Raw genomic sequence first — 21509 nt, forward strand, 5'->3', positions numbered from 1 at the left:
CCTGGAAGAAATGCGGCACTAAGGTGAGAAACCTCATCAAGTGCGGCATAGCGGAATGGCAAGCCTACGAATGGGGCAACAGCAGCAAGAAGTATTGGCGAATTGCAAAGAGCCCGATTTTGCATCAGGCTATCAGCAAGGAGTTATTACAAAAGCAAGGCTGGCCAAGTCTGACGGACTATCATCGTATAATAGTCCGCGTGCAACAATAAGGAACCGCCGTATGCCGAACGGCACGTACGGTGGTGTGAGAGGTCGGTAAACATGAAAGCAGGAGATAAACACCTGTGATTAGTGTTTACCTCCTACTCGATATAATCTCCTTTGATTCTGATGGAAACGATAATACAATAGGGCAATACCATACATTTTAAAAAAGCCAAGATTGACAGAAATTTAATGTGGCTCGATTAGGTTCTACGACTAAAAGTTGCCTGTATTGGCAGATTTTGGTAACGAAAGTTAACGAGAGAAGTTCATTCGTTTTTGTCATTTCAAGCCTCTGTTTCGGTTGATATATGATATAATATAGCTGTATTCTAATAGTTTTTCATTCTAAAATCCTAGCCAATTCGAATTTAATTGCTATTTTTGCAGCAATTCTACAAAATCAAATATGTAATGATACTGAAAATCGAATTTGAGAATTTCTTTTCTATTAGAGATAGAATAAGAATCGACTTCAGAGCAGGAAACATCAATACAGCTCTTGCACGGGAGTTAAGCCATAATGTGATGGAGCGGAACGGTGTGCCAGTACTTAAAACCATAGGGCTATTTGGTCCGAATGCTTCTGGCAAATCAAATATTCTGAAAGCCATTACTTTTTGCTGTAGAATGATTTTGGAGTCCCACCTCTACAATGAAGGTACAACATTCAATTTCGAGCCTTTCAAATTTGATGGTTGGCAAGATAAATCAAGTAAGTTCTTGATTGATTTTGTGTGCGATGACGTGGAATACGAATACGCTTTTGAATTAACTCGTGAACGTATTATCAGCGAAAGTCTATATCATTATCCTGTTGGCAGACGTGCAAAGGTCTTTGTTCGTGATGCAGATGGGAAATACAGCTTTGGTACTGGCGTTATGGCTAAGCCTTCGGATGTGGTTACAAACACCAGTGAGAAGAACCTTTTCCTAAGTCGTGCCAGTTCGATGAACAGAGATATCGCACAAAAGCTATATCGCTATTTCATGAATCAATTCCTGCTTGGACTTGTGAACGTGAACGATATGATGGTGCTGGATAGTTTCAATGCTTACAAGAAGGTTATACTCAAAGCACTTGAAATATGCGATACAGATATTACTGACATCGAGGCAAGGAAAGAGCAAATGCCGGCTCCTGTGGTTGTGCCTGGACAAACGGAACTATCATACAAGCTGGTGGATGTGTTTCGCTTCAAGACGTTCCATCGCAACCAAAAGGACATCATGTTCGACATGGACATGGAAGAATCTAATGGTACAAGAAAATTGTTCCAGATTCTGATACGTCTATTAGATGTGGTAAAGAATAAGAAGAGCATCATGATGGACGAGTTTGACATGGGATTGCACACTCGTCTAGCAGATTTCATTCTCGACTTGATTCATGCTTCAGAAAGCAGTCAGTTATTGTTCACATCCCACAACACGAACCTTATCGATGTTAAACGACTGAGGCGTGACCAGATTGTTTTTGTCAACAAGTCGGAGCAAGGTGCAACGGAAGTGTATTCATTATATGACTTCAAGGATTTCCGTGAGAATATGGATGCCGAAAAGGGATATATACAAGGACGCTTTGATGCAGTGCCTTATGTTGATTCATCGGTATCAAGTATCAAGCAATTATTGGAAGGTTGATTATGGCAAGCAAAAGAGAACCGTCACCATCCCTGCGGATGCGAAAGATTGCCCTTGTTATTTGCGAGGGCGAGACAGAGGTCTGCTATATCAACCTTCTGAAATCGTGGTATAAATCACCCATCAGAATCATTTCGCACATAGAAGGCACGAAGATTACACCATCGCTGGTTGAGAAACGCACAAAGGAACTCAAGATTTCTCAATGGGATAAGGTGCACACATTCCTCATGTACGACATGGATGTACAGGCTATCAATGAAAAACTACGTAAATGTAAAGCTGAAATGCTGCTCAGCAATCCTTGCTTTGAGATATGGTTGCTACTTCATGCCAAAGACCAAAAGACAGCCATCAATACGGATGCACTCATCAAAGAGTTGAAGAAAAGCGCCCCAGTGTGGAAGAATTACTCAAAGTCAGCCTTCACCGACACACAAAAGTCTTTCTTGAACGACAACACTGATGTTGCTGTTGAAAGAGCTAAGAGATTGCAAGAGTTCCAGAATCCATCTACAGGCATCTACAAATTGATTGAGATGCTGCAGAAGAACGCTAAAAATGATTAATCATTAAGCAAATATAATTAAACGAAACTGAAATAATAATGTAATGGCATCAGCGAATTACGAAAAAGCCCAAGAATTGTGGCACTCTTTTTATCGAGACGTTATGTACCATCAACGGTATTTTATATCTCATCCTATTCTGGATAAACTTAAAGAAATTGCGGAGAAATGCGAATTGACACTAAGTCCAGGGAGCGTATATTATCGTGCACGAATAATAGACGACAAGGCTGCCTGTAATGAACATATGGTTGCCAAATGCTTCGGAGAGAACTCAACCGAAGAAACTCGTAAATGGTATAGAAATAAAGCAAACAAGTTTAGAGGATTGTCTAAAGAAGGTTCTTATGTTCCGCCAAATCCAGATGTTATAAGAGATGGACGTTCCAATCCTAGGTTCATCCGGTACTTATATGTGGCAGAAAGTCCTACTACAGCAGTATTTGAGGTTCGTCCTTTATTATATAATGCAGTAAATGTTTCAGGAATAGAAGTAAAAGAACTGTTGCGCATTTCCAACATTGCCGTTGATATAGACATGAATCCAGAAATCGAAAAAAGTTTAGATGAATGGCTTTTATGCTTTATACAATCTGCTTTCTCTTCTCCTACCAATAATCCTGACGACTATATAACTACTCAAATTATTGCGGAATATTTTAGACATCTGGGGTATGATGGAATTAGGTATAGTAGTTCATTACATAGAGGTGGTTACAATTTGACAATATTTGATACGTCTAAGTGCGAAGCCATATTTTCGACAGACCTCCGACTTGAAAATATAAAAATAGGACTTCGGCCTGCTATCGGTGCAGAGAATATAGATGGAAGATTTGAATATATTATTGACAATGTCCCAATGAGACTCGACCATAAAAGTGGAAAATTGGTTGAAGTACAAGTATAATCGTAATAAAATACGTAGAATGCCCTAGGATATGTTAAATTTGGCCTCATCTTTTGATTTTTTCTGTGTTTTCTTTTGGTTGTTTGGGGAGAATTCTGTGCCTTTGCATTGATTTTGTAAAATGTTGATTATCAATGGTTATTTCTGTTTTTGCGACATGTGTGCAACATCCGGTGCTAACGCATTGATAGTCAGTTAAAGTCGTTTTCGAGGAGGTGAAGTAATCCGTAAGCATTACAAATAACATAAACAAGAATAGCGAGTAGCTCAGAAGGGTTACTCGCTATTTTTTTTTTGCTTTATCGTAATTCCCATTTATTTCGATATCTATCAGTAAGGTTTCTTTTTTCGTAAAGGTATATTAGCTACACATTGAGCAGAGCGACACTTCATGACAAAAAATCAATGTATTCTGACGTATTCATAACTAAAAGTTGTCATTATTGTCACATTTTAGTCGAGACAATTTGAAACATTTAACAAATTCTATTATATTTGCACTACTCGAAATTGTCAACATTGACCAAAAGAGCAATATAAAATAAAATGAGAATAGTATCTAACTAACCAATACGTCAAAGTATAACAGGAAGGACTATCTCGATGGTGACTCTTTTCTACAAACTGCATTCTGCGAATGGTTCAGTGGCAAGAAACACAAATAAAAAGCAAGATGGAAAGATTTGACATACGACAATTGATAGGCTAAGCAACAGAATACGATAAAAAGCAGACTCTGGAGGTAAAGAAGCCCAAGAGTTGGTGCAAGAGTGTGAGTGCATTTGCCAATGGTATGGGTGGTAGACTCATATGGGGAATTGCGGATAATGATACGTTGATTGGACTTGCTGATGCCAAAGGGGATGCAGAGAAGATTAGCGAGGCTATCAAAGCGCATATTGACCCTATACCTGACTTTAAACTTTCGTTTGCCAGATGTGAAGACAAAGAGTTTGTGGTGCTCGATGTTATGCCTGGTGATCAGACTCCATACTACTATATTGGCGATGGACAAATGCAAGCCTTCATGCGCGTGGGGAACGAAAGTGTAGTAGTGAGTACCGCAAAACACAAGGAATTGGTATTAAAGGGCTCCCACGTATCGTATGACAGTCAGGTGTCCCGCTGGAAATTCGAAGATATGGCATTCACTGTATTGCGCGCAACTTATTTCAAGCGAACTAATCGTTCGTTTGAGGATAGTGACTATGAATCGTTCGGTATCATAAATGAAAAGGGCTAACTTACGAATGCTGGTGCTCTTATTGCAGACTACTCACCTGTGCGTCACTCTCGACTATTTTGTACTCGCTGGAATGGACTTGACAAGGCTAATGGTGTAATGGATGCATTGGATGACGAGGAATATAGTGGCAGTTTGATTACTCTTTTGCAAGCAGGTCTTGACTTTGTACGTCGCAATTCAAAGAAGGCTTGGCGCAAGACGCCTGATAATCGCCTTGAATATCCTGAATATCCAGAACGTGCCGTAGAGGAAGGCTTGGTAAATGCACTCATTCATCGGAACTATCTTGAGTTGGGGAGTGAAGTACATATAGATATGTATGATGACCGACTTGAAATCTTTTCTCCTGGCGGTCTTGTGGACGGCGGTTCTATCAAGGATGTTGACGTGTTGAATATGGCATCTCGACGCCGTAATCCTATTCTTGCAGATATTTTCAGTCGTCTAAAATATATGGAACGCCGTGGCTCAGGATTCAAAAAGATTGTCTCCGCTTATAAAGAGCATGAAGGCTATACTGAAGGAATGGATCCATCATTCTCAACTCCAAGGGATAGTTTTGTTCTGACATTACCCAAATTTAATGTTATTGGAATTGATGGTGTATATGTCAGCAATAGCGATGATACAGAAGATAATAATGAAGTAGGTGGTCAGAAAGGTGGTCAGAAAGGTGGTCAGAAAGGTGGTCAGAAAGGTGGTCAGAAAGATACTGGCAAAACAATTGACACTATTCTTCAACTTATAAAAGACAACCCAAGTATAACGAGAAAAGTTCTCTCAGAAACTCTTGGCATATCTCCAAGTGCCATTCAAAAACACATTGACCGTCTAAAAGCTGAAGGTATAATTGTTCGTAATGGTGGAGATAGAGGTGGTTCTTGGGAGGTAAGAACCATAGTTAGTGATAAAAACGTAAAATAGTCCTTACTTGGGATTTCTATATTTGTTTGGTTTAACAGCCTCTTTTACATTCTCTTATCGTTCACGTGTGTTTGTAAATATCTGATACACAATAGTGTTTATATTTGAGGAGGTGAAGTAATCCGTAAGCATTACAAATAACATAAACAAGAATAGCGAGTAGCTCAGAAGGGTTACTCGCTATTTGTTTTTGGTCGTGATTCCACGTCAACAAATAAAAAGTGGGTTTCTCCAAACAGGAGTTGCCCACTATGTTTTTGTATTAAGACTTATTCGTGAAAATACTCGTAGTATATGTCTGCAATTGTGTCGGCAAATCCCCAGCCGCAAGGTGATGCCCACTCCATACACTGCCGCAAACGTGGTTTGAAGTGCTCCAATAGGTTATTCTTGGCAATAAATGCCATTGTCTTGTCGAAGTTGTTCTCTACGGATGTATAATACTGCTCCCACATGTCGCCATAGTCGTATGTAAACTGACATGCATTCTCGACATAACATAGCATCAAGTCCGCCAGCTTGTCTGGTGATGGCTTCAACTTCTTATAATCAGATACAGCCTTACGGCACACCGAAAAACGAGTCTTTGGTTCTTTACTGCTTTTCGCTGGATAGAATTCTTCCGTGATGATTTTCTTATACTCCTCCAGCTTTCCGTCTTCGTCTGGATTCGCAAAAAACTCCAGATACTCTTTGGCTTCTTTACGAGCATCATACATTTCCAGAACCATGCCAATGAGTTCTTCCTTTTGCATGGACATGAGTATTTTCTTTACTGTTGCTTTTGACATATCATTTTTTTTAGTGTTTATCCTTATCTTCAAACAGCCGTTACTCTTACCCCTCTTTTTCCAATCTCATCTGCTGCATGGTTTTACCCCCATAGCTAAAATACTTAGGACCTTGGTAAGCGCCAGAAGTATTCTGCATTTCTTCAGGCAGAAATTCGGCAGTAAAAGCGGAGAGCGACCATAGGCGACCTTCATATTCAATCTTGTCGTCGGTAGCAATCTTGACAGGAAGGTGAGTAGCATCAAAAATGATTGTGTCACCAACATTAAGTCCTACCATGTGAAATTTGAACGCAGGTTTAACCTTCTTACGTTTTTTATCCTCGTTGGCAGCATTTATCTTCTTGTCTTCATCCTTACTGCTACTTACAACGGGTTTTCCCTCCACATAAACTGCAAGTTCAGCGTCTTCAAGCAAGTCGGCAATATCGCGCATAATATCGAGAGCTACGGAAGGGGCAATATTAAAGAACTCTCGGTTCTGACGAATGCGCAAGTCCGTCAAACGGTCAATCTGCTTGTGAATCTGTTTTTCAACCTTATCATACTTCGCGGTTTTCAATGTAGCATATATTTCAAAAGGCAGAGGAACGGCAGTGTTATCCAACTCCTTAGAGCGAACATCCACCGGACGTGAGCTCTTACCAATCTTAACCCAATCCTCACGAAAACTTGGATTAGTAAGAATGTAAACATAGCCTTGGTTGTTTTCGTTACTCATATTGAATATATATTGTTTCAGAATAATGTACAGTTAGTCACTTTCTTTTATCACCTCCCAGTGTCCTGTTTTATCACTTCCTACATAATGGATGAGATTCATGTCACGAAGGACATAGAGGTCACGCTTTGTTGTTCGAAGACTAATGCCTAAAGCAACAGATAAATTTTGTGCATTTACCGTGCCATTTTTCGTGCCATTTTCCTGAACGGTACTTGGATGGAACTTGGGCGGTCAAACTCATTTTCGGTTGTCCACTCAGCCATCAATGTCGCTTTCAAAATGAATGCATCAACGTGGAACGATGGGATAGCGCAACCTTTTGTTTCCAGTTCATTACAGATACGGTCAATACCCTTGCCAAACTCCTTGACATACTTGTATGCCTTGAGGTATTGGGCAATCTTCGGATTGCGAGAGAAATGTGTGTGACGGATATTTTATTGCGCACCAATCTCTTGTTTGAGGGTAAAATTACTAAAAATAATTGGAATAAATGCAGATATGCTCAAAAACAAAAATAAACGAGAAAAAATGATGAATTAAAAAAGTAATATATTTTGTGCTTGCTCATTTTAACCCAAATCGGTCATTAGGACGGCTATTTTTGTGGTTGCTTTCGTAACTACTTGATAACGAGTGTTTTGCTGATTGAATTTTCTAATGACCGCCATTAGAAAAATGACTTTATAAATAACTTATTTTCAAAGCATTACAAACTTAACCATGGATTTATGTACTTCTAACGACCGATTTGGGTTAAACAGATAAAAAATCCGTGTAATCCTTTTGGTTACACGGAATTTTTTTATTTTTGTATCATTGAAGTGTTTCAGAATTGTTAGTAAAATGTAATCTATGAATTTTCAAGAATTGCAAGAAGCCAAACAGACGTTTAGAATCCATAGCTTGGAAAAAGAATTCAAGGACGTTTGTAAATGTCGGGAAAAATTTGTGCGTCGATTCAATCCTGACAAAATAAAATCAATGTCTATTGATGAATATGTGATAGGACGGCAAAATAAAGAAAGTTTTTGCTATATCATAGAGCGCACATTGGATAAACTTGGGCGAATTACAGGAGTGTCTTCTGGGAAGTTTGGGGTCTGGTATTCGCCAGAAGAACACTCTTATAATTTTAGGTCTAAATTTGGTACAAATTATAAAGAAGCTTTCAATAATATTAAGAAATCGATTTTGGAACTTCTTGAGGCTGGTAAAAAACACGATTGTGATGCTATTGTTGAAAATCCACTACACTCGTTCTTAAAGGGTAAAATATTGTCTGTGTATTATCCAGAAGACTATCTGAATATTTTTTCAGAACCACATCTTGATTATTATTTGACTTTTTTTAATCTAGATACCAAGGATTTGAAAAAATCTAATGTGCTATACAAGAGAGAGGCTTTGCTGGACTTTAAAAATATGGACAAGGATATGAGAACGTGGTCTGTCAATATGTTTGCAGTATTTTTGTGGTCTCATTATCCCAAAACTCCATTGAATCCTAGAGAAGTCGCGGTCAAACAAAAAGAAAAAGAACTCGAGTTCCCAACCATTGATTCTTATTCTTTTGTCGATATGCATCTGTTAAAAGAAAAACAATCATTTTGCAGTAAAACGCATACGGATAAATCGTTACCAGATTATGAGAAAGAGGCAAGAGTATGTAAGAAGTTAGGTGATAGAGGCGAGTATGTTGTGAAATTGGCAGAAGAGGATAGGCTTGTAAAAGAAATGGGGCTTTCAAAATCAAAAGCAAAGAAACTTGTAAAATGGGTTTCGCGTGAAAGTGACTCTTATGGATATGATATAAAATCTGTCAGTAATGATGAGACTGAAAGATTCATTGAAGTGAAGGCAACTAAAGGTAAGGTCGGGAGCTTAGATTTTTATTATACAGAGAATGAATATGAAACTGCAAAAAAATATGGTGAGAATTACTATATTTATGTAGTATTTGAAATTCTCACGCCTAATCCTAAAATATGGGTTGTGAAAAATCCTTTTATGGAAGCAAATCGAATATGTATGACTCCTGTAAAGTACAAAGTTAGATTTTCTGCAGAGTAAATATAGATGTAAAAACAAGCCTCGGCTTCATGAGACAATCACGAAGCCGAGGCTTTATTTTTTTTACTTCTTCCTAACCGGAATCAGTTTAACTGTGCCATTTAGGCCCGAAGGAACAGGTTGCCAGTAGTCGTATTTCTTGCGAGAATATTTGAGGTCTACGACGTTTATTTCGTTGAATTTGCGCCATTCCTTGCCCTCGCGGTCTAGTTGTGCAATGCGGTTGGCTGGCAGATTCGTCACCTCTACCTCGATGGTGTTCGAGCCACTCTTTAGGAATTTGCCCACGTTCAGACGGTAAGGAACAGCCCATGCGCAGCCCGCGTCGCTGCCGTTCACCTTAACTCTTGCGCTCTCGCGAACGTCGCCAAGGTCCAGAACCCAGTCGTCAGCCTTTATTTCGGGCATTTCGAACGAGATTGAGTACTTTCCTGTGCCCATGTTCGTCTTGGCATCGGTGTTGTCGAGTTCTGTCCACGATTTAGGCTCGTCAATGTCGAATGTGCCAGAGATTGAAGGTACGCTCTCGACAAACGACAGCTTCCAGCCGTGGTCGAGGCTGATGCTCACTGCTCCGTCGGTCTGGTAATTCCAGTTGGCAAGCGATACAGACGATGGCTTGTCGAATGTCTGAAGAATCACGCTCTCACCGCTGTGAAGTTGAAGATAAACCTGTGTCTTGCCGTCCTTCTCGCGCACCAGAGCCTTTCCGCTTTCGCCCGTCATTGGGTTGAACAGACACGCCTCGGCTGCCTTCTTTCCCAGCGTAACCCAGCCGTCCACGCCATTCTTCTGCAAAGACGAAATAAAGTAGTGGCTGCCTGTTGCGTTGCTTCGGCGAATGCAATGCAGACCGTTTACCGTGCGCATCTCCTCTGGAGCGATGTTGCAGAGTTTCAGTGTCTTCGGATAGTCCGAGCCGATGATTATTCTGCCTTTGCCAAATCTGTTTTCGCCCTCTGATACATCAGGTAACATCGCCTTAATCTTCTTGAAAGCCGCGCGACGCTTCTCCAGATTTCCGTAGCCCGGAACATCGGTAGGGTAGTTGTCGAGGAATACCACCGTTGCGCCTTGCTTTGCCAGATTCACAAGTTTTTGCAGAATGTCAGTCGGCATAAGGTGAACCGCCGGAATGACTATTGCCTTGTATGCCGCGCCGCCCTTAGTCACGAGCGACTGATTCTTGTACTGAAGCGAGCGGATGAAGTTGTCGCTGATGTAGTCAACGTCGTATCCGCTGTTTATAATCTTGTTTACCGACTCGATGAAGCGTGGCGCGCGGTCCTTCATGTGATGTATGTCGAACATCAGAAGTCTGCCGCTCTGCTCGTTCCACATGTCGTAGACTGGCAGATAAACGAGGAAGTCGTTGTCGGGCTTGCCCCACTGAAGGAACGACTGGCATCTGGTTATGTAGTCGAAGAAGTAAGGAGCGTCGCGCCAGATTGTGTTTGTCGGTGACATATCAACCGATGCGTAGAATTTCCAGCCCGGCCACTCGTCTTGCTTTGGAGAGTAGCAGATGCCGTGGAAGAACACATGGTTTACACCCGAAACGAACATCAGGTCGATGTCGGGCTTACATTGGCTTAGCGATGTGCGGAAGTGCTCTGTAAGCCATGTGAAGGTCTCGGAAGAGGTGAACTGCTTGCCCGAGATGTGCGCTCCCGACGACGCATATTTCAGCATGGAGAGGTCGGAGTCGTTCTGTTTCTTGAGCGAGTCTTCGCGTAAGCCCTTTATGTGGAATTGCGAAAGACCGAATCCCTCGCACTCTGGAATGTCTACCGATGCGTACACGTCAATCAGGTTGGCTGGCGAGCCGTGTGCCTGATTTCGTGTTATCGCGCCGTTCTTGTGTGCCCAGTCTGTCCACGTTTTTGTGAAGTTTGTGAGCAGAAGTTCGCCAAGCGTCTCGCGATAGTCTGCCACTATTCGGCAAGTTATGTCGTTTCTCTTTTCGTCCAGAAATTCAAGGAAGTGGTCTTCGAGCTTGTAGCCGCGTCGCTTTGCAAACTCATCGAGTAGGGCAGGAGTCCAGTCTGCTCCGTAAACTTCATACGAGTCGTTGAAGAATGTGTGCGGATAAGCCGTGCCGTTCTCCTTGAAAGCCTTGTCGAACCGAGCCAGATAACTGTCTACCGAACTCTTGTTAAAGTGGTCGATAACATATCCTTCGCCACCCGGAGCGGCTCTCTTTACCATCTGTCGTGTTTTTCCGACATACAGAACTACGATGTCCCACTTTCCGGCAGGAGCGTTCCAACTGAGTTTGCCGTCCTTTGCCTGTGCCGTGATGTTTAGGCTCTTGCCTTTCTGATAAGCCATCACGCGGCTCAGATACGCGCCTTTCTCCTGCTTCTTGTTCTGGATTGTGATGTCGAGCGAGATGTTTTTGCCGCCTTCAACGCTGTACTGTTGGAAGATTGCCATCGTGGCGGCTTGTTCCAACTTCACTTCAGGACCGCCGAAAGGCCAGCCCGTTCCTGTTGCCATGTCAATCTCAACGCCGTCATTCTTGCCGATTGACTGCGTTTCCTTCAGCATATCCATCCATTTTGCCGACAGATACGGAATGTTGTTGGCATCGTTGTTCTTCACGCCGTAAATAGGCGTAATTTCCAGACCGCCTATTCCTGCTTTCGAATAGAGGTCGATGTTGTAGCGCAGATTCTCCTTGTCTACTGCGCTGCCCAGCCACCACCAGCGTGCAGCCGGCTTAGCCTCGGGCAGAGCCTTTGGCCACGACTGAGCCTGAGATTGCAGGCTGATAAACGACAGGGCAAATATTGATAAATGTTTGATGTTCATAAAGTTTGTTTTAATGTGATTTTAGTTTCCGTCGGGCTTCTGAACGTCGATGAACGGACTGTTGTTCCATTTGAAGGTCGAAACGTCATCTGGCTGTGCCGGATTGAACGGCTTGTAATCCTCGCGCAGATTCTTCAGCAACGGCAGATTAAGCTGCTTCATGCCCTCGATGATACATTTTGCCAGTTCGTACGCGCCGTAAGGGTTGAAGTGCGTGTTGTCTTCCATATCCTTGTCCATGCCCGGGAACGAGCCTTTTTTGTAGTGTACGAATGCTTTTTTAGAGTTCTCCACGCCCATTGTCTCGTAGAAGGTGCGTGTCATGTCGTGCAGTTCTATAACCTGAACATTCTCGCGCTTTGCTACTGCTCGCATTGCGTCAGGATAGTCGCCGTGAGTCTCCTTTATCTTTCCGTTCTTGTCGAAGCTGCGACGCTGCGTTGGAGTTACGAAGATTACGGTTGCACCCTTTGCGCGCGCCATGTCGGTCATCTCTTTCAGATGTGTGCTGAAGTTGTAGTACGCGCCCTTGCCCGGACCTTTCTCCTTCTGGTCGTTATGTCCGAACTCGATGAATACGTAGTCGCCCTTTTTCAGAAGCGAGTGAATCTTCTTGAATCTGTTTGCCCCGATGAACGACGATGCTCTCTCGCCGCTCTCTGCGTAGTTCGCAAAGCTTATTCCGTCGTCGAACCATCGTGTAATCATCTGTCCCCAGCTTGCCCAAGGCTCAAAGTCTTGGTCAACCACGGTAGAGTTTCCTATAAGGTATACGGTCGGAACGTTGTCTATGCGTTCAATCTTCATTTCCGAAACTGCCGGAGCGTCGCCGTTGAACTCGATTGTCAGCTTGTCGTCCCAGTTCAGCTTGTTCTTCTCGCGAGGCTTTATCTTCACCGCGCTTCCGTCCGAAATCTTCGTGTCGCGCTTGTTCACCACGAAAGAGAATTCCTTGAATTCGCCTTTCTTTGTTGCCACGTTCTCTACGAACAGACGGCGCGATTCGGCTCTTACCGATGTGCTTGCCTTTGCCTTCTTGCTTCCGAGGCGAACGGTAACCTTGTAGTTTCCGTCGGGAACGTTTACCGAGAAGTAGAACGGCGTTGCAGCCTTTCGCGGAATGTTTATGAAGTCGTATCCGTAGCCTTTCTCAACAGAGAACGAGTCGGCTGCTGTTATGTTCGTAGCCGTCTTGCTTTTCTGCCCGAAGGTGAAGTTAAAACTCTGAGCCTGTGCCTGAATCATGGCACACAGGATGATGGCTGATATAAAAATGCGTTTCATATTTCTTGAAAATAATACGCCAATTTGGGATAAATTATACACTTCTTACCATAGTGTTTTGTTTCTGTAAAACATCACAGAATTGATTATCTGTGTGTTATACTCGTTATAGACGCTGAAAGCGTCTCCGCTTAGTAACCGTAGGTCGGAACGACCTGCGGAATAAAAACTATCAACAACAAGCACTCTGAAAGAGTGCCCCATCTTTCGCAATGGACGACCGCTTTCAGGGTCGATTATATTTGTATCATTTCAGTCCGCAGATCCTGTGCGGATGCTGCGGTTACTGATAGGTGACGCTTTCAGCGTCATTACGGATAATCATTTACTAATGTAAGAAGAGGGAGTTTCTTATCCCGAACTCACGTAAATAATCACAGATTCATACAAACCCTTATGTATGAATCTGCGATTTTCTTGTTTATAAGTTATTTTTTCAGTTTGTAAAGTTCTGTTCCGGCAAGAAGGAAGCAGCCTATGCCGTAGTCCTCAAAGTCAGGGAAGTTGTTGTAGCCAACAGGCTGTCCGTCCTTAGGCTCTTTTCCTGTACCCTGAACGTAGCCCAACATTCCGTTGTCTGGGTGGATACACTCCTTAACCATGTTGTTCCAAGCCTTTTCTATTACTGGCAGATATGTTGCGCGGTCAAGAATGCCTGTTCTGATGCCGTATGCCATACCATATATAAATAGCGATGTACCCGAAACTTCCTTGCCTCCGAAGTTGCTCTCGTCGTGCATACTTACGTTCCAGTATCCGTCGGCGCGCTGACAAGCCTTTATCGCCTTGCTCATAGCCACAAAGTCGTTGATGTAGTCCTTGCGATGAGGCTCGTTTGCCGGAATCTCGTCGAGAACGCGTACAAGTGCCGCATAAACCCAACCGTTACCGCGTGCCCAGTAGCAGTTCTTTCCGTTAGGCTCTTTGTAAGGCGGGTCAAAATCCTTGTCTCTCCACCACAAGCCTTCCTTGGCGTTATACATGCCGGCCTCGCCCTGCTTGTTGCGTGTGTAGGCATACATATCCCACATCTTGTTCCAGTATTTAGGCTCGTTCAGAGTCTTGCCCAGTTTTGCAAGCACCGGCATACCCATCTGAATGGCATCAATCCACCACCAGTCGCTGTCGTCAGGATTGTTTACAATCATGTCGGCGTTTATTATGGCGTTCTGAATCATCTTCCAGTCGTGAGTAAGGCGATACATATCTATATATGTCTGGCTGCAACAGTAGTCGTCGGCATCTTTTGTTGTGTTGCCGTTGCGGGGAGTCCACTTGTGCTGCTCGCCCCAGTCGTAGGTATATTTGAAATACGCGTCTCTTGGCTGGATGGCATAGAGAGCCATCAGTCCTTCGTAGTACACGGCGCGAGTCCACAGACTGCTTGGTCGCATCTTCTTGACGTATGTTGGAAGCGTAGGGTCTGGATACTTCTTCATAAAGTAGCCGTTCACTTTCTCAACAGAGGCAAGTATCTCCTTCTGCGATGGCAACTGTGCAAATACAGTAGATGTACTTGTAACTATTCCTGCTACTGCACAAAGAATAACCTTTTTAAGTTCCATAATAAAAGTTTTTTATTTGTTATTAAATCTTATAGTTGGCGCAAAGTTAATAAAATTAGGTTAATAAAGAGGGTGAGTTATTGGTATTTTATATCGTGAATTTGGCACTTAACGTGCTGGATAAAGCCTTTTTTACTAAAATTAAACTTAAAGTAAACATTTTTTTACTTGTTTTTCCGTAACAATATTTATATTTGCAATGTTACTATTAAGAATTTAGTTTTTGGTTCAAACAAGATATCCTGAAAAAAGCACAGAGTTGCGTTGGATTTAATATATTGAGAAAAAAGTTTAATAACCTTTAAAACATTAGAAATGAATCTAAGATCCTTTGGTGAAGGAAATTTGTTGTTCGCAGCATTATTCTGCTCGGCGTTTGCGGGCGTTAATGTAAATGCAACGGCAAAATCCGCTCCTGCCATAAGCGCAGAAGAACCTGAAACAGTTTTTAAAGGAACTGTTGTTGACAATTCGGGAAGCCCAATTATTGGTGCTAACATCCTTGTAAAGGGAACAAGTACTGGTACTATCAGCGACTTTAATGGTGACTTCATGATTAAGTGTCGCAAGACCAACTTGCTTGAAATTTCTTACATTGGATATATTACCCAGACAGTTAAGGTTTCGCAGAACATGCGAGTAGTTCTTGCCGAAGACGACCGCGCCCTCGATGAGGTTGTGGTTGTTGGTTACGGTGTGCAGCGTAAGACCGACGTTACCGGATCTATGGCACGCGTAGGCGAGAAGGAACTTAAGGCTATGCCTGTAAGCAATGCCCTCGAAGGTATGCAGGGTAGAGCTGCCGGTGTTGATATCACCAACAGCCAGCGTCCGGGTGAAGTCGGTGGAATCAACATTCGTGGTGTCCGCTCTCTTACTGCAAGTTCCGACCCATTGTATGTTGTTGATGGTATGATTACCTCTAACGACCTTAGTTCTATCAATCCATCTGATATCGAGTCTGTCGATATCTTGAAGGATGCCTCTGCAACTGCCATCTACGGTTCGCGTGGTGCGAATGGTGTTGTCCTTATCACTACTAAGAAAGGTAAGGAAGGTAAGATGAGTGTTAATTATTCTGGTACTGTTAAGTTCGAGACTCTTAGCGATGTTGCCGAAAATATGTCGGCTGCCGAATGGCTCGACTATTCACGTCTTGCTAAATATACAGCCGGAAACTATGCTTCTGAAATTGGTTCAGATGGTAAGATTATTCCTGTTGAGTCTATAGATAGGAATCTTTACGGAAGTGTTGCTGCTTCTTGGAAGAATATCGAGAAGGCATACGCAAGCGGTTCTTACAATCCTGCATTGGTAGGCGAGTATGACTGGACTTCTCACGGAAAGAGAACAGGCGTGACTCACGACCATAACATTAACTTCTCTGGCGGTACTGAAAAGTTCCAGGCATACGGCTCATTTGGCTATTTGAACCAGAAGAGTGTACAGCCAGGTCAGGAATATTCACGTTATTCTGCTAAGGTAACATTCGATGCTGAGCCTCTTCCTTATCTTAAGTTGGGTGCTTCTATCAACGGTGCTTACACCGAGCAGGATTATGGTTACAGTTTTGCTGGAGGTAAAACTGGTGCTGGTGACTACTACAATGCACTTCGTGGAATGTTGCCTTGGACTGTTCCGTACGACGAGAATGGCGATTATATCCGTAATCCCGCCAATGGCGATGTAAACATAATCAATCCAATAAATGAACTTAATTTGCAGGTTAACTCGCGTAAAAGACTCAATGTTTCGGGTGTTTTCTATGCTGATGTTAATTTCGGCAAGATGTGGAAGCCTCTCGAAGGATTGAGATATCGTGTTCAGTTCGGTCCTGAGTTCCGTCAGTATGAGACTGGTACTATGAACAAGTACGGCTCTATCAGCTCTGATAATAGCCGTAAGGCAAGCTGGAGTCGCAACCAAAATAGAAACTGGGTACTCGATAACCTTATTTACTATGATAAGGTATTTGCGGATGTTCACAAGATTGGTATCACTTTGATGCAGAGTGCAACAAAGAATCATTACGATACTATGTCTATCAGCAACTCGGCTTTGACTTCAGATTCAGAACTTTGGTACAATCTTGGTCAGCCTGCAGATAGTGCAACACCTGCAACTGGTTATAGCGAATCACAGATGGCTTCATACATGGCTCGTTTGAACTACTCATTTATGGATAAGTATTTGCTTACAGCTTCTATCCGTCGAGATGGTTCTTCTGTTCTTTCTGCTGGTCACAAGTGGGATAACTTCGGTTCTATTGCCTTGGGTTGGCGTATCGACCAGGAAGAGTTTATGCAGGATGTTGACTGGGTAAGCCAGCTGAAGCTTCGTGCTGGTTATGGTTCATCTGGTTCTTCTGCTATTAACCCATACGATACAAAGGGTGCACTTCAGACTTTGTATTATCATTGGGGAAGTACTTCTGCTTTGGGTTATCTTGGCTCTGATGCTTCAGCAAAGACTCCGAATAAAATGGCTAACCAGAATGTAGGTTGGGAGCGTACAACTCAGACAAACATTGGTGTTGACTTTGCTATTTTTAAGAGCCGAATCAGCGGTACTATTGATTACTATATGAATAAGACCGACGATATCCTTACAGCGATGAATATTCCTTCAATCTCAGGATATACTTCAACAATGGCTAATGTGGCTGCTTCTAAGGGTTGGGGTGTTGATGTTCAGTTGAGTGCGATTCCATACCAGGGCAATGGTTTCAAATGGACTACAACTCTAACATGGTCTAAGGATAAGAGTGAGATTACTGAACTTGCAAACGGTGCAACGGAAGATTGGGCTAATAAGTGGTTTGTAGGCGAAGAAATCTTGGTATTTGCAGACTTTGTTTATGACGGAATCTGGACAACTGCCGAGGAAGAGTTGGCAAAGAAGTACAACCGTAAGGTTGGACAAATCAAAGTTAAGGATTTGGACGGTGATGGAGATATTGATGCAGATGACCGTTGCAAGTCTATAGGATCAGTTCGCCCATCATGGAGCGGTGGTTGGAACAATACACTTACATATAAGAATTGGGAACTCTCATTCTTTATCTTCTCTCGTTGGGGATTCACCGTAAATCAGGGCGCTCTTACACTCGACGGTCGTTTCATGCAGCGTAAGATTGACTACTTTGTACCTGGATATAACGAGAATGCAGAGTACTATCAGCCAGGTATCAACGGTGAGAGCCAGGATCAGTACCAGAGTGTAATGAACTATCAGGATGGTTCTTACATCAAGTTGCGTAACGTATCTCTTGGCTACTCTTTGTCGCCAAAGCAGCTTAACGGTACAGGACTTTCAAACCTAAAGATTTACGCTCAGTTGATGAATCCTTGCACACTTTACAGTAAATGTAAATGGTTGGATACCGACCTCATGAACTACGATAACAATACAAGAATCCTGGGTTCTACAACAACAATCCGTGGCTTCGTTATCGGTCTTAACGTAGGATTCTAATTATTAACATCAGTAAGAAAAAAAGATTATGAAATTAAATAGAATTTTATTCTCGTCTTTGTTCTTGGCTTCGATGGGTTTTGTTGCGACCGGATGTAGCGACAGTTTCCTTGATGAGGAGCAGCTTAATCGTAAGAACCTTGACTATTACAAGTCTGAAGATGGTATAAACGATCTTATTACAGGTACATATTCAACTCTTGGTTGGAAGTTCAACTACAGCTGGGGCTACGGATTGTACAATATGGGTGTCGACGAATATACCGATGCCAACAACGAGGTGGCATCAATGAATGGTTATTCAACCCTTATCTCTACAGAAGGAACTTACATTCCAGGCTTGGCAGACAATATGTATAACCGTATTGAAGCAGCGAACAGAGCCATTGAAAATATACCTTTGTATTATTCAAAGACTCTGGACACTTATAATACACGTTTGGGAGAGGCTTACTTCTTCCGTGCATATTGCTATTTTGAGCTCGTTAAGACATACGGAGCTGTGCATTTGAAGTTGAAGCCAACAGAGTCTGATAAGGAGACTTACTTCCCAAGAAATACAGAGGATGAGTGCTTTGCACAGATTATAAGCGACTTTACTGAGGCATATAACTTGTTGCCTGAAAAGCCAGAGGCTACTGGTAGAGTAACAAAGTATGCTGCTGCGCACTTCCTTGCAAAGGCTAAACTTACACGCGCAAGCGAGCTTTATTCAGGCTGGAATTCTTCTTATATAAGTTCAGACTTGAACGATGTTATCAAGCTTACAAAGGAGGTTATTGCAGCTCATCCTCTATGTGCTGATTTCGCTTCTTTGTGGAACTATACTAAGCCTGATGGTGCCAACGAGAGTGTCTCTGAAATCGTTTTGGCTGCCCAGTTCACTCTTGATGAGGCAACACAGGGACGTTTCGGAAACCAGGCACACTTGGCATTCCCTGCCGTTTATCAGGATATGGCTGGAACAAAGCGTGATATCTCGGGCGACCGTGAGTTCTGCTACTTGCGTACAACAAACTACACTCTCGATGTGTACGACCGTGTAAACGACTCTCGTTTCTGGAAGACATTCATTACTTGCTACGGCTGTAATGATACAAAGGGTGCTCCAACTTACACAAAAGAACAGGATAGGGCAGGTGCTCTTCCGCCAACTCGTTATTCCGTTTTGGATGATGATGGGAATATTATATCAGTATATGGTCCAGAGGATGCTGAGGTACAAGCAACAATTCGTCCAAAGGAGAATCCGAAACCAGATGAGCCTAAGAATGATACGACTTATAGCAAGCGTTTTGTAGGTGGTAATCTTGGTATTAGATATATAGTAAATAATGTTGGTGACGAAGAATACAAGCAACTTGTTGGCAAAGATGAAAAAGGAAAGGATGTTATTGTTGAAGGTCAGGTTACACGCAATGGCGTAATGCAGGCTCCTCACACATTCGTCCGCTACTTCGCAGGCGAGGAACAGAATTGGGTAACTGGTCACGGAAACTATGGCAACTTTGCTCAGAAGAAGCGTTTCGTTGCAAACGGAAAGCATCGTGATGGTTCGCGTACTACTATTGCATCTCAGTTCGGTAATCGCGACGCTATCGTTGCACGTTCTGCCGAGGATGTATTGATGTGTGCCGAGGCATACGCTCGCAAGAAAGAGTACGCCAAGGTTGTTGAGATGATTAACATGCTTCGTGAGCGTGCCGGATATGCCGAGGGCGAGGACCGTTCTATCCATGTTGATGGTGGTGCTGCTTATGTAAACAACACAGCTTGTGCAGGCAAGGGTGGCGGTTATAGTGCAGATGGTGCTATCTACACAACTGCTAACACTTACTATGAGTCAAACAAGATTGAAGAAGTGACAACAGAGTCAACAAAGAACAATCTGCTTTTGAACGATGTAAATGACATTCTTAATTCCGAAATCGATAATAAGATTTTCGCTGCACTTAAAGCAACAGGCGGCGAAATGTTCAAGGGAGACGAAGAGTATCAGAAGGTTATGAACTTCATCCTTAACGAACGTACTCGCGAGCTTACAGGTGAGTACACACGTTGGGAGGACTTGGCACGCCAGCGTCAGCTTGAGGTAAGACACAAGGCATTTAACGATGCAGGCGTTCGTGGTCAGGGTACATTTAACCCTAAGATTCATTACTATCGTCCAATTCCACAGGGATTGCTCGATGCCTTGACTGACGAAAGCGGAAAGTCTTTGAGCTCAGATGCAAAGGCTGCATATCAGAATCCTGGATATTAATATTTTTAATTCATAGAGACTGTTCATGTTTTATTAGCAGGCGCGCACTGGGGAGTGCGTGCCTGTTTTTTTCACTCTCTTTTTCTTTTCTCATCTCGAATCTACCCCCTTGCTACCCCCTTGCTATCCCCTTGCTACCTCCTTGCTACCTCCTTGCTACCTCCTTGCTACCTCCTTGCTACCTTCTTCCTACCTCCTTGCTACCCCCTTGCTACCTCCTTGCTACCTTCTTCCTACCTTCTTGCTACTATCTTGCTACCTTCTTCCTACTGTCTTGTTACCTACTTCCTTCTGGCTTCCTTGAACATACCCTTAATGTTGCTTCATCGTACCTTGGACGTACCTTGGATGTACCTTGGACGTACCTTCCCCGTACCTTGGACGTACCTTGCCACTATTTCGTATTTCCAAAAAGGATATTTACGCCAATAATTGTTCGCTATATATCCAGAACTATCAATTTTGAATTTTGAATTATGAATTATGAATTGTCAACTGTGAATTGTTAATTCTGAATTATGAATTATGAATTCCTTTTTTTCAACTTTCTTTCTCTTGCAGATGCTTAAAACCCGAGCGAAATCCGAAGGCATCCCGAAGAAATCTCACAACAGGCATTAGCAGACGCTGAAGGCGTCTCCGCTCAGTAACCGTAGGTCGGAACGACCTGCGGGATAGGACACCATCAACGGCAAGCACTCTGAAGGAGTGCCCCATCAGTTGCAATGGGCGACCGCTTTCAGGGTCGGTGATATTCGTGTCTTTTCAGTCCGCAGATCCTACGGATGCTGCGGTTACTGAGAGGTGACGCTTTCAGCGTCATTCCGAAGTAGCGTATGATTTGTGATTTGCATTTGCCATTGAATAAAGAAATTTCGACCTACTCATCACCTGCCTTTGATATACTTTTGATATAGCCAACATATAGCCAACATATAGCTAACATATAGCCAACATATAGGCTACATATAGCTTGCATATACCTTCCATATACCTTGCCTATACCTTGCCACTATTTTGT

13 protein-coding genes and 2 pseudogenes are annotated in these 21509 nt (G+C 42.8%); 9 read left to right on the forward strand and 6 right to left on the reverse strand.

Features of this window, described 5'->3' with window-relative positions; all coding sequences use genetic code 11:
- The 6 genes and pseudogenes from T538_RS18850 to T538_RS18860 form a co-directional block, all read left to right on the forward strand.
- Positions 1-212, forward strand: a pseudogene (locus T538_RS18850) (hypothetical protein); the annotation flags it as partial.
- Positions 213-621: 409 nt separating this feature from the next.
- Positions 622-1851, forward strand: coding sequence for an AAA family ATPase (locus T538_RS0107330; protein WP_031534248.1), 1230 nt, complete (start codon positions 622-624; stop codon positions 1849-1851).
- 2 nt (positions 1852-1853) lie between these two features.
- On the forward strand, positions 1854-2420 hold the full coding sequence (locus T538_RS0107335; protein ID WP_031534246.1) for an RloB family protein: 567 nt from the start codon (positions 1854-1856) through the stop codon (positions 2418-2420).
- 43 nt (positions 2421-2463) lie between these two features.
- On the forward strand, positions 2464-3330 hold the full coding sequence (locus tag T538_RS0107340; protein WP_081834985.1) for an RES family NAD+ phosphorylase: 867 nt from the start codon (positions 2464-2466) through the stop codon (positions 3328-3330).
- Positions 3331-4057: 727 nt separating this feature from the next.
- A pseudogene (locus tag T538_RS18855) lies at positions 4058-4573 on the forward strand (helix-turn-helix domain-containing protein); the annotation flags it as partial.
- 99 nt (positions 4574-4672) lie between these two features.
- Positions 4673-5500, forward strand: coding sequence for an ATP-binding protein (locus T538_RS18860; RefSeq protein ID WP_231497082.1), 828 nt, complete (start codon positions 4673-4675; stop codon positions 5498-5500).
- A gap of 269 nt (positions 5501-5769) precedes the next feature.
- Here the strand turns inward: T538_RS18860 and T538_RS0107350 are convergent, their stop codons facing one another.
- The 3 genes from T538_RS0107350 to T538_RS18035 form a co-directional block, all read right to left on the reverse strand.
- The gene (locus T538_RS0107350) at positions 5770-6291 is read right to left on the reverse strand and encodes a DUF6155 family protein (protein ID WP_031534242.1); all 522 of its coding nucleotides are present in this window, start codon (positions 6289-6291) and stop codon (positions 5770-5772) included.
- Between the two features lie 46 nt (positions 6292-6337).
- Positions 6338-7012 (reverse strand): GIY-YIG nuclease family protein, encoded by a 675-nt coding sequence (locus T538_RS0107355; RefSeq protein ID WP_031534240.1) that lies wholly within the window; start codon positions 7010-7012, stop codon positions 6338-6340.
- A gap of 176 nt (positions 7013-7188) precedes the next feature.
- A complete protein-coding gene (locus T538_RS18035) occupies positions 7189-7449 on the reverse strand; it encodes an ATP-binding protein (protein ID WP_081834984.1) in 261 nt (86 codons plus the stop codon).
- Positions 7450-7870: 421 nt separating this feature from the next.
- Between T538_RS18035 and T538_RS17675 the strand changes: the two genes are divergently transcribed.
- Positions 7871-9088, forward strand: coding sequence for a protein NO VEIN domain-containing protein (locus T538_RS17675; protein WP_051655948.1), 1218 nt, complete (start codon positions 7871-7873; stop codon positions 9086-9088).
- Positions 9089-9151: 63 nt separating this feature from the next.
- Here T538_RS17675 and T538_RS0107370 read toward each other — a convergent pair whose 3' ends face one another.
- From T538_RS0107370 to T538_RS0107380, 3 genes are all read right to left on the reverse strand, one after another.
- Positions 9152-11902 (reverse strand): alpha-L-rhamnosidase, encoded by a 2751-nt coding sequence (locus T538_RS0107370; protein ID WP_031534236.1) that lies wholly within the window; start codon positions 11900-11902, stop codon positions 9152-9154.
- Positions 11903-11923: 21 nt separating this feature from the next.
- Positions 11924-13186 (reverse strand): rhamnogalacturonan acetylesterase, encoded by a 1263-nt coding sequence (locus tag T538_RS0107375; protein ID WP_031534234.1) that lies wholly within the window; start codon positions 13184-13186, stop codon positions 11924-11926.
- Between the two features lie 428 nt (positions 13187-13614).
- Positions 13615-14751 carry a glycoside hydrolase family 88/105 protein gene (locus T538_RS0107380; protein ID WP_031534232.1) on the reverse strand — a complete coding sequence of 379 codons (1137 nt, stop codon included), beginning with the start codon at positions 14749-14751 and terminating at the stop codon, positions 13615-13617.
- Between the two features lie 315 nt (positions 14752-15066).
- On the opposite strand from T538_RS0107380, the gene T538_RS0107385 reads away from it, so the two are divergent.
- Positions 15067-18225 (forward strand): SusC/RagA family TonB-linked outer membrane protein, encoded by a 3159-nt coding sequence (locus T538_RS0107385; RefSeq protein WP_081836765.1) that lies wholly within the window; start codon positions 15067-15069, stop codon positions 18223-18225.
- Positions 18226-18253: 28 nt separating this feature from the next.
- Positions 18254-20488 (forward strand): RagB/SusD family nutrient uptake outer membrane protein, encoded by a 2235-nt coding sequence (locus tag T538_RS0107390; RefSeq protein WP_031533192.1) that lies wholly within the window; start codon positions 18254-18256, stop codon positions 20486-20488.
- The last annotated feature ends 1021 nt before the right edge of the window (positions 20489-21509 follow it).

This window comes from Bacteroides sp. Ga6A2, assembly GCF_000702225.1.
Classification (GTDB): Bacteria; Bacteroidota; Bacteroidia; order Bacteroidales; family Bacteroidaceae; genus Ga6A1.